The 12,639-nt window shown below is 68.7% G+C and carries 10 protein-coding genes; 2 read left to right on the forward strand and 8 right to left on the reverse strand.

Annotated elements, in window-relative coordinates:
• Positions 1-62 precede the first annotated feature (62 nt).
• Positions 63-2,852: a preprotein translocase subunit SecA gene (secA, locus tag ABFX50_RS00945; RefSeq protein ID WP_346142423.1), complete on the reverse strand. Its 2,790-nt coding sequence runs from the start codon at positions 2,850-2,852 to the stop codon at positions 63-65.
• Between the two features lie 229 nt (positions 2,853-3,081).
• Between secA and ABFX50_RS00950 the strand changes: the two genes are divergently transcribed.
• Both ABFX50_RS00950 and ABFX50_RS00955 read left to right on the forward strand, forming a co-directional pair.
• Positions 3,082-3,324, forward strand: a complete 243-nt coding sequence (locus tag ABFX50_RS00950) for an HGxxPAAW family protein (RefSeq protein ID WP_183649944.1) — start codon at positions 3,082-3,084, stop codon at positions 3,322-3,324.
• Positions 3,325-3,672: 348 nt separating this feature from the next.
• Entirely contained in the window at positions 3,673-5,262 is a 1,590-nt protein-coding gene (locus ABFX50_RS00955; RefSeq protein ID WP_346142426.1) for a DNA glycosylase AlkZ-like family protein, read from the forward strand.
• A gap of 218 nt (positions 5,263-5,480) precedes the next feature.
• Here ABFX50_RS00955 and ABFX50_RS00960 read toward each other — a convergent pair whose 3' ends face one another.
• The 7 genes from ABFX50_RS00960 to mtrA all read right to left on the reverse strand — a co-directional run bounded on the left by ABFX50_RS00960 (position 5,481) and on the right by mtrA (position 12,522).
• Positions 5,481-6,149, reverse strand: a complete 669-nt coding sequence (locus ABFX50_RS00960) for a response regulator (RefSeq protein ID WP_346142427.1) — start codon at positions 6,147-6,149, stop codon at positions 5,481-5,483.
• Between the two features lie 185 nt (positions 6,150-6,334).
• Entirely contained in the window at positions 6,335-6,994 is a 660-nt protein-coding gene (hpf, locus tag ABFX50_RS00965; protein WP_346142429.1) for a ribosome hibernation-promoting factor, HPF/YfiA family, read from the reverse strand.
• Between the two features lie 594 nt (positions 6,995-7,588).
• The gene (locus tag ABFX50_RS51245; RefSeq protein ID WP_379504653.1) at positions 7,589-7,723 is read right to left on the reverse strand and encodes a phosphoribosyltransferase family protein; all 135 of its coding nucleotides are present in this window, start codon (positions 7,721-7,723) and stop codon (positions 7,589-7,591) included.
• A 20-nt stretch (positions 7,724-7,743) separates the two neighbouring features.
• The gene (locus tag ABFX50_RS00970) at positions 7,744-8,253 is read right to left on the reverse strand and encodes a ComF family protein (protein WP_346142431.1); all 510 of its coding nucleotides are present in this window, start codon (positions 8,251-8,253) and stop codon (positions 7,744-7,746) included.
• Between the two features lie 101 nt (positions 8,254-8,354).
• A complete protein-coding gene (locus ABFX50_RS00975; RefSeq protein WP_346142433.1) occupies positions 8,355-10,109 on the reverse strand; it encodes an LpqB family beta-propeller domain-containing protein in 1,755 nt (584 codons plus the stop codon).
• Complete coding sequence (gene mtrB / locus ABFX50_RS00980) at positions 10,099-11,829, reverse strand: MtrAB system histidine kinase MtrB (protein WP_183649954.1); 1,731 nt, start codon at positions 11,827-11,829, stop codon at positions 10,099-10,101. The genes ABFX50_RS00975 and mtrB overlap by 11 nt, the downstream gene beginning before the upstream one ends.
• Positions 11,830-11,844: 15 nt before the next feature.
• Positions 11,845-12,522 (reverse strand): MtrAB system response regulator MtrA, encoded by a 678-nt coding sequence (gene mtrA, locus ABFX50_RS00985; protein ID WP_043620615.1) that lies wholly within the window; start codon positions 12,520-12,522, stop codon positions 11,845-11,847.
• Positions 12,523-12,639 lie beyond the last annotated feature (117 nt).

The raw sequence follows: 12,639 nt of genomic DNA on the forward strand, positions 1-12,639 counted from the left end.
CTTCGGGCAGATGACGAAAGCCCCGCCCCCGGGAACCGGGAGCGGGGCTTTCGGGTGTTCTGTTATGCCTCGACGTGCTTGGGGTCGCCGTGGCAGCGCTTGTACTTCTTGCCCGAACCGCACGGGCACGGCGCGTTGCGCTCGACGTTGCCGTAGGCGGCGCGCTGAGCGGCGGTGGTGCGGACGCTGGTGTGCTCCACCTCGCCGTCCTCACCGGGAGCGGTGTACTCCAGCTGGGTGGGACGCTCCGGCCCCCGCAGCCCACGGGCGATGATCGACCGGGTCTCGGCGATCTCCGCGGACTCCTCGACGATCGGGTTCTCCTGCACCTCGACCTCGAGGTTGAACAGGTAGCCGACCGACTCCTCCTTGATGCCCTCGAGCATCGCGGAGAACATCTCGAAGCCCTCGCGCTGGTATTCGATCAGCGGGTCGCGCTGCGCCATCGCGCGCAGCCCGATGCCCTCCTGGAGGTAGTCCATCTCGTAGAGGTGCTCGCGCCACTTGCGGTCGAGGACCGACAGGATGACGCGCCGCTCCAGCTCGCGCATGGCCTCGGAGCCGAGCTCCTCCTCGCGCCTGTCGTAGGCGGCGAGGGCGTCGGCCGTGATCTTCTCGTTGAGCACGTCGGCGGACAGCTCCTCGCGCCCGCCCGCCTCCTCCACGACGTCCTCGAGCTTGAGGGAGATCGGGTAGAGCTCGCCGAACGCCTTCCACAGCTTGTCGAGGTCCCACTCCTCGGAGAAGCCCTCGGCGGTGGCGGCGGCGACGTACTCCTTGATCACGTCGGTGACGAAGCCGCGGACCTGCTCGTGCAGGTCGGCGCCCTCCAGCACGCGGTGGCGCTCGGCGTAGATCACCTTGCGCTGCCGGTTCATGACCTCGTCGTACTTCAGAACGTTCTTGCGGATCTCGAAGTTCTGCTGCTCGACCTGGTGCTGGGCGGAGGCGACGGCCTTGGTGACGATGCCGGACTCGATCGGCTGGTCGTCGGGGATGTTCATCCTGACCATGATCGCTTCGACGCGCGGCGAGTTGAACAGGCGCATCAGGTCGTCGCCGAGCGAGAGGTAGAAGCGCGACTCGCCGGGGTCGCCCTGACGGCCGGAACGACCGCGCAGCTGGTTGTCGATGCGACGCGACTCGTGGCGCTCGGTGCCGAGGACGTAGAGCCCACCGAGCCCGGTGACCTCCTCGTGCTCGGCCTTGACCGCCTGCTTGGCCTTCTCCAGCGCCTCGGGCCACGCCTTGTCGTACTCGTCGGGCGTCTCGATCGGGTCGAGGCCGCGCTGACGCAGCTCGATGTCGGCGCGGAACTCGGGGCTGCCGCCGAGCATGATGTCGGTGCCACGGCCGGCCATGTTGGTGGCCACCGTCACGGCGTGCTTGCGGCCCGCCTCCGCGACGATCGCCGCCTCACGCGCGTGGTTCTTGGCGTTGAGCACCTCGTGCTTGACGCCCTTGCGGGTCAGCAGCTTCGACAGCCGCTCGGACTTCTCGACCGAGGTGGTGCCGACGAGGACGGGCTGGCCCGCCTCGTAGCGCTCGGCGATGTCCTCGACGACCGCCTGGAACTTGGCGTCCTCGGTCCTGTAGATCAGGTCGGACTGGTCCTTGCGGATCATCGGCCTGTTCGTGGGGATCGGGACGACGCCGAGCTTGTAGGTCTGGTGGAACTCGTTGGCCTCGGTGACCGCGGTGCCGGTCATGCCGGACAGCTTGGCGTAGAGGCGGAAGTAGTTCTGGAGGGTGATCGTGGCGAGAGTCTGGTTCTCGTCCTTGATCTTCACCCCCTCCTTGGCCTCGATCGCCTGGTGCATGCCCTCGTTGTAGCGGCGCCCGTGCAGGACTCGACCGGTGAACTCGTCGACGATCAGGACCTCGCCGTCGGCGACGATGTAGTCCTTGTCCTTCTTGTAGAGCTCCTTGGCCTTCAACGCGTTGTTGAGGTAGCCGACCAGGTGGGTGTGCTCGGGCTTGTAGAGGTTGTCGATGCCGAGCCAGTCCTCGACCTTCTCCACACCGCTCTCGAGGATGCCGACCGTGCGCTTCTTCTCGTCGACGACGTAGTCGCCGGTGCTGGGCTCGCCGGGCGTCTTGGCCTCGACGCCCTTGCGGAGGCGCGGCACGATCTTGGCGAACTCGGTGTACCACTTGCCGGACTGCTCACCCGGACCAGAGATGATCAGCGGGGTACGGGCCTCGTCGATGAGGATGGAGTCGACCTCGTCCACGATCGCGAAGTTGTGGCCACGCTGGACGCACTCCTCCAGCGACCACGCCATGTTGTCGCGCAGGTAGTCGAAGCCGAACTCGTTGTTCGTCCCGTAGGTGATGTCGGCGTTGTACATCTTGCGCCGCTCGGCGGGGTCCTGCCCCGCGAGGATCATCCCGACCTCGAGACCGAGGAAGCGGTGCACGCGGCCCATGTTCTCGGCGCCGACCTTGACCAGATAGTCGTTGGTCGTGATGACGTGGACGCCCTTGCCCGAGATGGCGTTGAGGTAGGCGGGGAGAGTACAGGTCAGGGTCTTGCCCTCACCGGTCTTCATCTCCGAGATGTTGCCCATGTGGAGGTTGGCGCCGCCCATGATCTGGACGTCGAAGTGACGCTGGCCGAGCACGCGGCGCGCAGCCTCGCGGACCGTCGCGAACGCCTCGGGGAGCAGGTCGTCGAGCGACTCGCCATCGGCGTGTCGCTGCTTGAACTCATCCGTGAGCGCGCGCAACTCCGCGTCGGACAGGCTCTTGAAGTCGTCCTCGATGGAGTTGACCTGGTCGGCGATCCGCTTGAGCTTGCGCAGGATCTTGTTCTCGCCGGCGCGCAGAATCTTGTCGAGAATGGCTGGCACTTTGTGTAAAGCTCCTCGCAGGTCTACCCCGGCGGCCGCCAGGAGGAGAGGCTGAGACAAACTTCCCCGCTGCCATCGTAGGCGGTTCTTCCACCAGACACAGCCACCGCGACGGGGAGGCCGCAACCACCGTCTGGGACAATGGTCTTTCGGCAGAGCGTATGCCGATCTAGACCGATCTCGCACCATTGACATGGCAGGGCGGGAAAACCTTCAGGAGGGATAGGCCATGGCAGATGGTCACAACCTAGGCAACCACGGTGGGCGCGCGTCGTCGTGGCTGGCGGTCACCGTCGTACTGGCCGGGTTCATCGTGGGCGGCGTCGGCCTGGCGATGGCCAACTGGCTGATCGTCTGGGTCGGCGTGGGGGTGATCGTCCTGGGCGGGGTCCTCGCCCTCGTCTTCGACATCTTCTCCGACGTCGTCATTGACGCGCCCCGCGCGGGCATGCGCGCCGAGGACCACCGCTAAGAGGACCTGACCGGTGGCGGGCGCCGGGTCCCCCACGGCGCCCCGCCCGCCACCGCTTTCCGTCCTCTCGATTCCGGCACCTCTCCCGGCCCACAAACCTGGCGCTCCAGCCCAGCGCCACGGCCCCTCCCCGCGCGCCGCCCCTCCGCGCCTCACCCCCGCCGCACCCCGCCTCGCACACCGCGCCGTCCGGCGCCGTCCACCGCTCCCCTGCGATCCGTCCGGCTCTCGCCGGTGGTCGGGTCCACCGTCGGGAGCTCTCCAGATCTCACCGTCGGACCGCGTGCCGTTTTTGTCGGTGCCCGCCGTTACGATGCCCGGCATGCTGTGCCGTACGGAATCTGCGACATGACCGAGTTGAGCGCCGACGACGCGCGCCGGTTGATCCTGCGCGCCCAGGGCTTGTTGGGCGCCGACGCCCGGCGCGGCGGGGTGGAGGGCATGCTCCGCAGGCTGGGCGCCGTGCAACTCGACACCATCTCCGTCCTCGCCCGCTCCCATGAGCTGGTCGCGTACGGCAGGCTGGGCCCCGTCGGCAGGGAGACCATCGAGCGCGCCTACTGGCACAACCCCGCGCGCAGCTTCGAGTACTGGTGCCACGCCGCCTGCATCCTGCCCATCGAGCACTGGCCGCTCTACGACTTCCGCCGCCGCGCCTACCGCGGGAGCAAGCAGCGCTGGCACGAGGTCCCTCGCGACTTCGAGAAGGTGCTCCACCAGGTGCGCGACAGCGGCCCCGTGACCACCTCCGACATCGGCGGCGCCAAGAAGAGCGCCGAGTGGTGGGACTGGTCCGACTCCAAGATCGCGCTCGAGTGGCTGCTCGACATCGGCGAGCTCGTCTGCACCCGGCGCATCGGCTGGCGCAGGGTCTACGACCTGGCCGAACGCGCCGTCCCCGCCGACCTGCTCGGCGTGGAGCTCACCGACGAGGAGTGCATCGTACGGCTGGCGCGCATCGCGGGCGCCGCGCTGGGCGTGGCGACGCGAGCCGATCTGATCGACTTCCTGAGGCTCAAGGGCCCGCACGCCGCGATGCTCGACGAGGCCCTGGCCAGCGGCGCGGCGGGGCTCGTCCCCGTCCACGTGGCGGGCTGGCCGGAAGCCAGACCCCCACGCCGCACAGCCGTTGCGCCTTCACCGGCGATCTCGGTCACCTCGCCATCCCCGAATCCCGCGACGCGCGGAGCCGCCGCACTCGGGGATCCTGGCTCAGATCTCGCCGGCTCCGAAGCCGCTGACAACGGGCCTTCCGACCTCCTGGCCGCCGGAGCCACCGACCAGGGGCTTTCCGGCCCTCCTGGCCTCACGGTCTCTCACGCCGCCGAGCCGGGCCTTGGCGGATCTCTCGATCTCGCGACAGCCGGTACTGCCGGGCGTGGGCTCGCGGGCTCTTCCTCCGGCTCCGCACTGCCGGGGGCCGACGGGCTCGGGGTGTCCGGTGCTTCGGTGATCGGGTCGGCGGGTTCCGTTCGGTCCGCGGGGATCGGTGGGCGGGCGCCGAACGCCTGGGCCGATCCTGAGGCCCTGGCGTCGGTGCCGAGGGGACGCCATCGCACCACGCTGGTCTCGCCGTTCGACTCGCTCATCTGGCACAGGGGACGCACCTCGCGGATCTTCGGCTTCGACTACCAGCTGGAGATCTACGTCCCCAAGCCCAAGCGCGTCCACGGCTACTTCACGATGCCGGTTCTCGCGGGCGGCAAGCTCATCGGCAGGGTGGATCCCGCGCGCGAGGGCTCGACCTTCGTGGCAAGGCATGTGTCCTTCGAGTCCTCGGCGGTGCGTGCCGTGGACATCGCGGCGGTGCGGGACGCGCTGTGGTCGGCGGCGAGCTGGGTGGGCTGCACCGACGTACGGGTCGAGCGGGTCACCTCCGAGGCCCACACCCGTCCGCTCCTCGACGCCCTACCTCTCGGCCCCTCCGACTCCCGCTGACCCCAACCGGAGCCCACGCCCGCCCCTTCGAGAGACCCCCTGCCACCCCCGGCGAAGAGGCCTTCGAAGGGGCTGCGTCCTTCCATGACGCTGCCGCCCCTCGGCAACGACACCGCCGCCTCTCGATGGGGCCGCCCTCTTCCGACGGGGGGTGCGCGGCCCGTACTCCCCGACAAACCCGTTGAGGGCTTGCGAGGCAGGCCGTTGACCCCAGTCCGTCAGGTGATCTCCAGCATGCGTTCCCGCACGGCGTAGACCACGGCCTCCATCCTGGAATGCAGTTGCAGCTTGTCGAGGATGTTCCTCACGTGGTTCTTCACCGTGTTCTCCGAGATGAACAGCTGCTTGGCGATCTCTCGGTTGTTCATCCCCTTCGCCACCAGCCGCAGCACCTCCATCTCCCGCTCCGTCAGCCTCGGAACCGGCAGTTGGGGCGGCCGTTCGGCCTCCTTGCGGCTCATGTTGGCGAACTCGGTGATGAGCTTCGCCGCCATCGCGGGGTTGATGAGGGACTGGCCCTCGTGCACCCCGCGCACCGCGTCGGGAACCTCGTCGATCTGGACGTCCTTCAGCAGGTAGCCGGTGGCCCCTGCCTTGATCGCCTCGAAGAGGTCCTCCTCCTCGTCGCTGACCGTCAGCATGATGATCCTGGTGCTGGGCACCGACGCCTTGATGCGGCCGGTCGCCTCGATGCCGCCCTGTCTGGGCATGCGAACGTCCATCAGGACCACGTCGGGGAGGAGGCGATCGGCCAGCTCGACCGCCTCCTGCCCGTCGCTCGCCTCGCCGACCACCTCGATGTCCTCCTCGGCCGCCAGAGCCAGCGCGAGGCTGCGCCTGATCAGCTCGTGATCATCAACGATCATCACGCGGATCGGGTCGCTCATGCGGCCTCCTCGGGGGACCGCATCTGCCTGATGGCTCGCTCGCTCACGTGGCCGGGGCGCGCCGCCTCGACTCGCTCGCTGCGCTCGCTCACGTCTCCTCCTCGTGGGGGGCCAGAGCCGTTGAACCGCCATGATGCCAGGCTTTTGCGGTCCTGGGGTGGTCGAGAGGATCTTCGTTTACGACATTACGGCTCAACGAGCCGCAACACGCCGTAGTGGTAGCCGCGCCGGCTGTAGACGACGCTCGGCTGGCCGCTCTCCTTGTCACGGAACAGGTAGAAGTCGTGACCGACCAGTTCCATCTCGAGGAGGGCCTGGTCGATGGTCATGGGTTCGGCTTTGTGGAACTTCTCGCGGACGACGCAAGGGCCTTCGCCGTCCATCTCGATGGGGACGATGTCGTCGTAGGCCTTGTCGTCGGGGAGGAGGTCCTCCTCCTCGGGCTCCGCCTGCGCGGGGACGGCGGTGGCCTGCGGCGTGTCGTAGACGTCGGCCAGCGCCGCCGTCAGTTCGGCCACGGAAGGGGTGGCGTGGTTGCCGTGATGCACCTTGCGCCGGTCCGCGATCCGCCTGAGGCGGCCTTCGAGTTTGTCGAGTGCTAGATCGAGGGCGGCGAATCGGTCGTCTGCCGAGGCCTCCGCGCGGACGGCGGGTCCTCGTGAGTGAATGGTGAGCTCGACGCGCTCGCGCTGATCCGCGAGACGGGGGTTGCGCTCCTTCGACACCTCCACATCGACTCGAATGAGCTTGTTGTCCAGACGCTCGATCCTGGCCAGCTTGGTCGTCACGTGGTCCCGGAACCGGTCACTCACTCCTGTGTGCCGTCCCTTGACGATGATGTCCATGCAACAGCCCCCCTTCGTCTAACAACTGAGACAGAGCGCCCGACGTTGTGCCTGCCGGGCGAGGTCTTCTACCACCGTTACCCTCTTTCGACACATCGTCACCAGCGGCTCCAGTGGCACCCGTCCGGCCGACCTGGTCTTCGACCCCACAATCGCCTGCTGAGGGGTTCGCAGCTCTTTGCCACTACTGCCCTTCTCTTCTGGTCGGGGGACATCTGGACCCCCGGGAAGGCAGGACTTACTCCTAAGCCGCACCGTGATCAGTCGACAAAAAGTCGCCTTACGTGGACCGTTTCGCCTGCGGCTGGCATCGGCTAGCAGAGCCGGGAGCCCCGACCCTGCGCAACCACGGACCCGAACGGGTGCCATGTCAGAACGCTATCCGGATCCCGTCCGAATGTCAGCCTGAGGTTCGCCTAAAAGATCACTTTGCGTGATTTTGCGAGCACGAAAGAGGGGGAGCAGATGTCCGCATTAGCGACCGTTTACCCCTTCCAGGCGGGCCTGGAGGACCCGGTGAGCTGCGGCCGAGGAAGGGAGATGTGGCGAAGCGGGGAGGGTGGAGACCTGGCGTCGCCTTTACTGTCCGTCACCTTAATGGATCACGCTTTTTCGGCGTGTCGCTGCGACCGTTACCGCGGCGCCGACGGCCGCCCCCGCTTCGCGTATCGCCCTGGCCGCCTCGGCCAGCGTCGCGCCCGTCGTGACGACGTCGTCCACGAGGACCACAGGCGGCCCTGAGCGGCCACTCAGGGCCGCGCCGCCCGCCTGCGCGACTCGTGTAGGGAGGAGGCCAGATTGGCGGCCCTCTGCGCGGCGCTGAGCCCCGCCTGGTCGGCCACTCTCCTGCTCTGCCTGAGGTCCGCGCGGAGCGTGACCGCCCTGCCCAGACCGGCCAGCTGGCGTACGGCCAGCGCCGCCAGCCTGCGCACGGGGTCGTGCCCTCTCGCGCGGACGGCCCGCCGGGCGCTCGGCACCGGAACGACGACGAGGGGTCCCCGTGGCACCGCCGTGGCGATGGTGAAGGCCAGCGCCTGCGCCAGCGGGGCGGCGAGAGCCGTACGGCCCCGCTCCTTGTACTGGAGTATCGCCTGGCGGGCCGCGCCCTCGTAGAGCGTCGCCGACCAGCAGACGGGCAGTCCCTCGGGGCCAGGGAAAGGTGTCCTGTCGGCGGGGGCGACGACGAGGCACGCCTCGCACAGCAGCGAGCCCCGGACGGCGCAGCCCACGCATCGAAGGGGCAGGAGGAGGTCGAGCACGCGTGCAGGATGCCCGCCGCCACCGACAGAACCCGCGCGGAGTCCTGGGCGGGGGTTGAGCGCGGGGTCGCTCGAGCGAGGGTCAGAAGGGCAGCGGAGGGTCAGTCGAGGGGGAAGGTCAGGTAGAGGGCGCCCTCCGGGGCCTTGGTGTCGACCCACTTGTCCTGCGTGAGCTCCAGCACCTTCCCGCCCCCCTTCTCGTCGGCCTCGGTGCCCGCCACCAGCCGGTCGTTCAGCGCCGTGATGGACGTGATGCGCTTGTCGGTGCCAGGAAGCTGCCGCACCGTCCCGTTGCTGATGTCGATCTCGGAGATGGTGCGGCCCGAGCCGACGAGCGCGAGCAGGTGCTCGGAGTCGCTCCAGGCGAGGTCCTTGATCTCCTCCGCCGACCACAGCGTCTGGAAGTGGTCGAGCTTGTCGCCGGTGATGACGCCGACCATGACCGAGACGCCCTCGCCGTCGGCGACGATGGCGGCCACCCTGGTGCCGTCCCTGGCGACCTTGAAGGCCTTGACCTGCTTGCCGTTCAGCTCGGGGGCGGCGATGCGCGTCACCGGCTGGTCCAGGGCCGACATGTCGTAGCGCAGGACGTAGGAGGTGCGCTCGTCGACCCTGTCGACGGTCCACAGCGTGCCGTTCCAGTTCCAGCTGGGGGCGGTCAGGTCGGTGCCCTTGATCGCCTCCTCCCACTGGGCGTCACCGGCGAGACGGCTGATCCAGACGCTGCGGCCGTCGTTCTTCAGCGCGGCCACGTACTCCGACGGGTCTCCCTCGCGCGGCCCGGGCGAGCCGGTGATCGCCGGCTCCTTGTAGATCTCGCCCAGCTGTCCGACGGGACCGGGGATCGCGCTGCTCGCGCCGTCCTGGCCGAGCCGCATCAGCTGGCCGTTCTGGACGAAGTAGACCTTGCTCTCCGGCGAGCGCAGCCATGTGTCGGTCTGTCTGGGCACGATCGTCAGCGGGCCCGACTCGTAGAAGGGCTCGCCGTTGAGCCGCACCTCGATGGTGCGGCCCTTGGTCAGCTCCCTCAGGCTCCACTGCAGCTGCCGCGTGAGCGCCTCGACGGGCGCCGGCTGGGTCTTGAACTGGCCTTCGAGCCTGACCACGACCGTCTCGTCACCCGGGTCGATCCTGTCGAGGCTGATCCCCTCGAACGCGGTGGAGACCGCGCCCTCGAGCGACTCGCTCGGGCCTTCGAGCAGCCTGTCGACGATCGTCTCCGCGAGCGACCTGCGCGGGTTGACCGGCAGCCACACGTGGTCGACCACGGGGATGGCCCTGGTGTCGTCGAGCGAGCCCGAACCGCTGAGGAAGTAGATGTCGGCCTGCGCGTAGGCCCTGCGCACGTCGGCGGCGGTGAGGAGCATCAGCCCGTTGTCGAGCCTGGAGACCCGGTAGCCCTCCTTCGTCTTGGCCACGGGGACCTGCAGGGTCCGCTTCTCCTTCTTGGGCTCGTACCAGCCGTCGTCGTGGATGATCGCGATCTGGGTGGCCTCGATCTGGACCATGCCCTCCTTCACCTGGTTGACGGTCGGGTTGTCCTCGACCACGGTGAAGGAGTCGCCGGGCTTCCACGCGCGCTTGGCCTCGGGTGTGAGGTACTCGCGCAGGATCTTCTGCTCGACGTCGTCGAAGCTGGCCATCGCCGCCAGCAGCCCCTGGACTGTCTGCGTCGGCGTCCAGTCGGCCTGCGGGGACGTGGCGACCATGCGCTGGAACGGCTTGGTCATCGAGTCGGCGGCGTCGGCGGGCCTGGCCAGCTCGGGCGGCCCGCCCACAGAGATCACCGAACAGGCCGAACCGCCGCAGGCCACGCTGGCCGCGAGCACGAGAACGCCGAACTTCTTACTCCGCATGGAGCACCCCCTCCCCCGCCGCCGGTGAGAGCACCGGCGTGATGTGCCCGCGCCATGTCCGCCGCATTTCCACCTCCGGCGGCACGAGCGACAGCGGAGAGCCCTTCAGCACGGCCCCCGCCGTGCGAGGCAGGGTGAGTCTGAACTGCGACCCCTCTCCAGGCGTCCCCCACGCCTGCAACCAGCCTCCGTGCAGCATGGCGTCCTCGCGCGAGATGGCCAGCCCGAGCCCGGTGCCGCCGATCGTGCGCGCCCTCGAGGGGTCCGCCCTCCAGAACCTGTCGAAGACCATCTGGTCCTCGCCGGGTTTCAGGCCGACTCCGTGATCCCGTACGGCCACGGCCGCCGCGTCGCGGTCGGCTCCCACGGTCACCACGATCTCGCGCCCCTCGCCGTGCTCGATCGCGTTGAACAGCAGGTTGCGCAGGATCCGCTCCACCCTGCGGCTGTCGATCTCCGCCATGCAGGGCTCGCTCGGCAGCCGCAGCTCGAAGCGGGTGCCGTGCCGTTCGGCCAGCGCCTCGGAGTCGCCCACCGCGCGCAGGACCACGTCGCGCACGTCGGTGGAGTCGAGGTCGAGCGTGGCCGCGCCCGCGTCGTAGCGGCTGATCTCCAGCAGGTCGGCCAGCATCGACTCGAACCGCTCCAGCTGGGCCTGCATCAGCTCGGCCGAGCGCGCGGCCATCGGCTCGAAGTCCTCGCGCGCGTCGTAGAGCAGGTCGGCGGCCATCCGCACGGTGGTGAGCGGGGTGCGCAGCTCGTGTGAGACGTCGGAGACGAACTGCCGCTGCACCTGCGACAGCTCCTCCAGCTGATGGATCTTGAGCGCCAGGTTGGCGGCCATCTCGTTGAAAGAGGTGGCCAGCCGCGCGAGGTCGTCCTCGCCGCGCACCTTGAGCCGCTCGTCGAGCCGTCCCGAGGCGAGGCGCTCGGCCGCCTGGCGGGCCAGCCGTACGGGGGTGACGACCTGGCGGGTGACCAGGGAGGCGATGGCGCCGAGCAGCAGCACCAGGCCGATGCCGACGACCACCAGCACCTGGCGCACGGTGGTGAGCATCTCCTCCTCGCCGGTGAGCGGGAAGAAGTGGTAGACCTCGTAGCCGTTCTGGACGAAGGCGCCGACCACGAGTGTCAGCTCGGGCTCGCCTCCGGCGGCGAACTTGATGCGCTTCCTGACCTGCTGCGGCTCGTTGAGCACGCCGCTCTTGTCGCGCTTGGTCTGGAGCTTCGCGCGCAGGTCGGCGGGCACGTCGACGGGCAGTACCCGGCCCGTGGCCCGCGAGCCTCCCGGCTCGGTGGGGTTGAGCACGAGCAGCTGGTAGCGCTTCTGCCAGCCGCTCTCGCCGGTGCCGATGATGCCGTAGAGAGCCTGGTCGAGCGGGTCCTCGATCGGGGCGGTGCTGCCCTCGGCGGCCTTGCCCTGCTCGGCGGGCTCCTGGTTGAGCGCGGCCACGATGGCGACCCTGTCGGCCGTGGCGTCGGTGACGGCCGCCTGCGTGCGGCTGTCGACGACCGAGGTGTTGATCTGGTCGACCAGGAAGACGCCCAGGACGGCGACCACGGTCACCGAGATCACCAGCGTGCTGGTGATGACCTGGAGCTGGAGCGAGCGCCGCCACGTGCTGCGGACCATGCCCACCGCGCGCCTGGCCCGCCGCCTGACGCCGCCAAGGATCTGGCGGATCGTCCTGCGACGGGGCCTGCTCTTCGACGGGAACATGAGAAAGGGGGAAACTTACGCCGGGCCGGCTTTGTAGCCCACGCCGCGGACCGTGACCACGATCTCGGGGTGCTCGGGGTCCTTCTCGATCTTGGCGCGCAGCCGCTGGACGTGCACGTTGACCAGACGGGTGTCGGCCGCGTGCCGGTAGCCCCAGACCTGCTCCAGGAGCACCTCGCGGGTGAAGACCTGGCGCGGCTTGCGGGCGAGGGCGACGAGCAGGTCGAACTCGAGCGGGGTGAGGTTGATGGTCTCCTCGCCGCGCTTGACCGAGTGGCCCGCGACGTCGATGGTGATGTCGCCGATCTGCAGGATCTCGGGGGTCGGCTCGTCGGTACGGCGCAGCCGCGCCCGCACCCTGGCCACGAGCTCCTTGGGCTTGAACGGCTTGACGATGTAGTCGTCGGCCCCCGATTCGAGGCCGAGCACGACGTCGATCGTGTCGCTCTTGGCGGTGAGCATGACGATCGGGACCCCCGACTCAGCCCTGATCCTGCGCGCCACGTCGATGCCGTCCGCCCCCGGAAGCATCAGGTCGAGCAGTACCAGATCCGGGCGCGTATCCCGGAACGCGTCGAGGGCCTTGTCGCCGTCGGAGACAAAGGATGGTTCGAAACCTTCGCCCCGCAGCACGATGCCGAGCATCTCGGCGAGAGCGGCGTCGTCGTCGACGACAAGCACGCGTCCTTTCATGGCCCCTCATTCGTTCTACGCATTGTGGGACATACCCGCACGGTTGCTGAAGGTTACCCTTGCCAGCCTCGTGGCATAACCATCAGACCATCGAAAGCCGAATTTTAGACGCCCCTG

This window comes from Nonomuraea recticatena (genome assembly GCF_039533245.1).
GTDB classification, from domain to species: Bacteria; Actinomycetota; Actinomycetes; order Streptosporangiales; family Streptosporangiaceae; genus Nonomuraea; species Nonomuraea roseola.

Excerpts from the sequence above, each read along its gene's own strand:
- hpf (WP_346142429.1), bottom strand. The coding sequence starts at position 6,994 with ATGGACATCATCGTCAAGGGACGGCACACAGGAGTGAGTGACCGGTTC.
- mtrB (WP_183649954.1), bottom strand. The coding sequence starts at position 11,829 with ATGTTCCCGTCGAAGAGCAGGCCCCGTCGCAGGACGATCCGCCAGATC.
- ABFX50_RS00975 (WP_346142433.1), bottom strand. The coding sequence starts at position 10,109 with ATGCGGAGTAAGAAGTTCGGCGTTCTCGTGCTCGCGGCCAGCGTGGCC.
- ABFX50_RS00950 (WP_183649944.1), top strand. The coding sequence starts at position 3,082 with ATGGCAGATGGTCACAACCTAGGCAACCACGGTGGGCGCGCGTCGTCG.
- mtrA (WP_043620615.1), bottom strand. The coding sequence starts at position 12,522 with ATGAAAGGACGCGTGCTTGTCGTCGACGACGACGCCGCTCTCGCCGAG.
- ABFX50_RS00960 (WP_346142427.1), bottom strand. The coding sequence starts at position 6,149 with ATGAGCGACCCGATCCGCGTGATGATCGTTGATGATCACGAGCTGATC.
- ABFX50_RS00955 (WP_346142426.1), top strand. The coding sequence starts at position 3,673 with ATGACCGAGTTGAGCGCCGACGACGCGCGCCGGTTGATCCTGCGCGCC.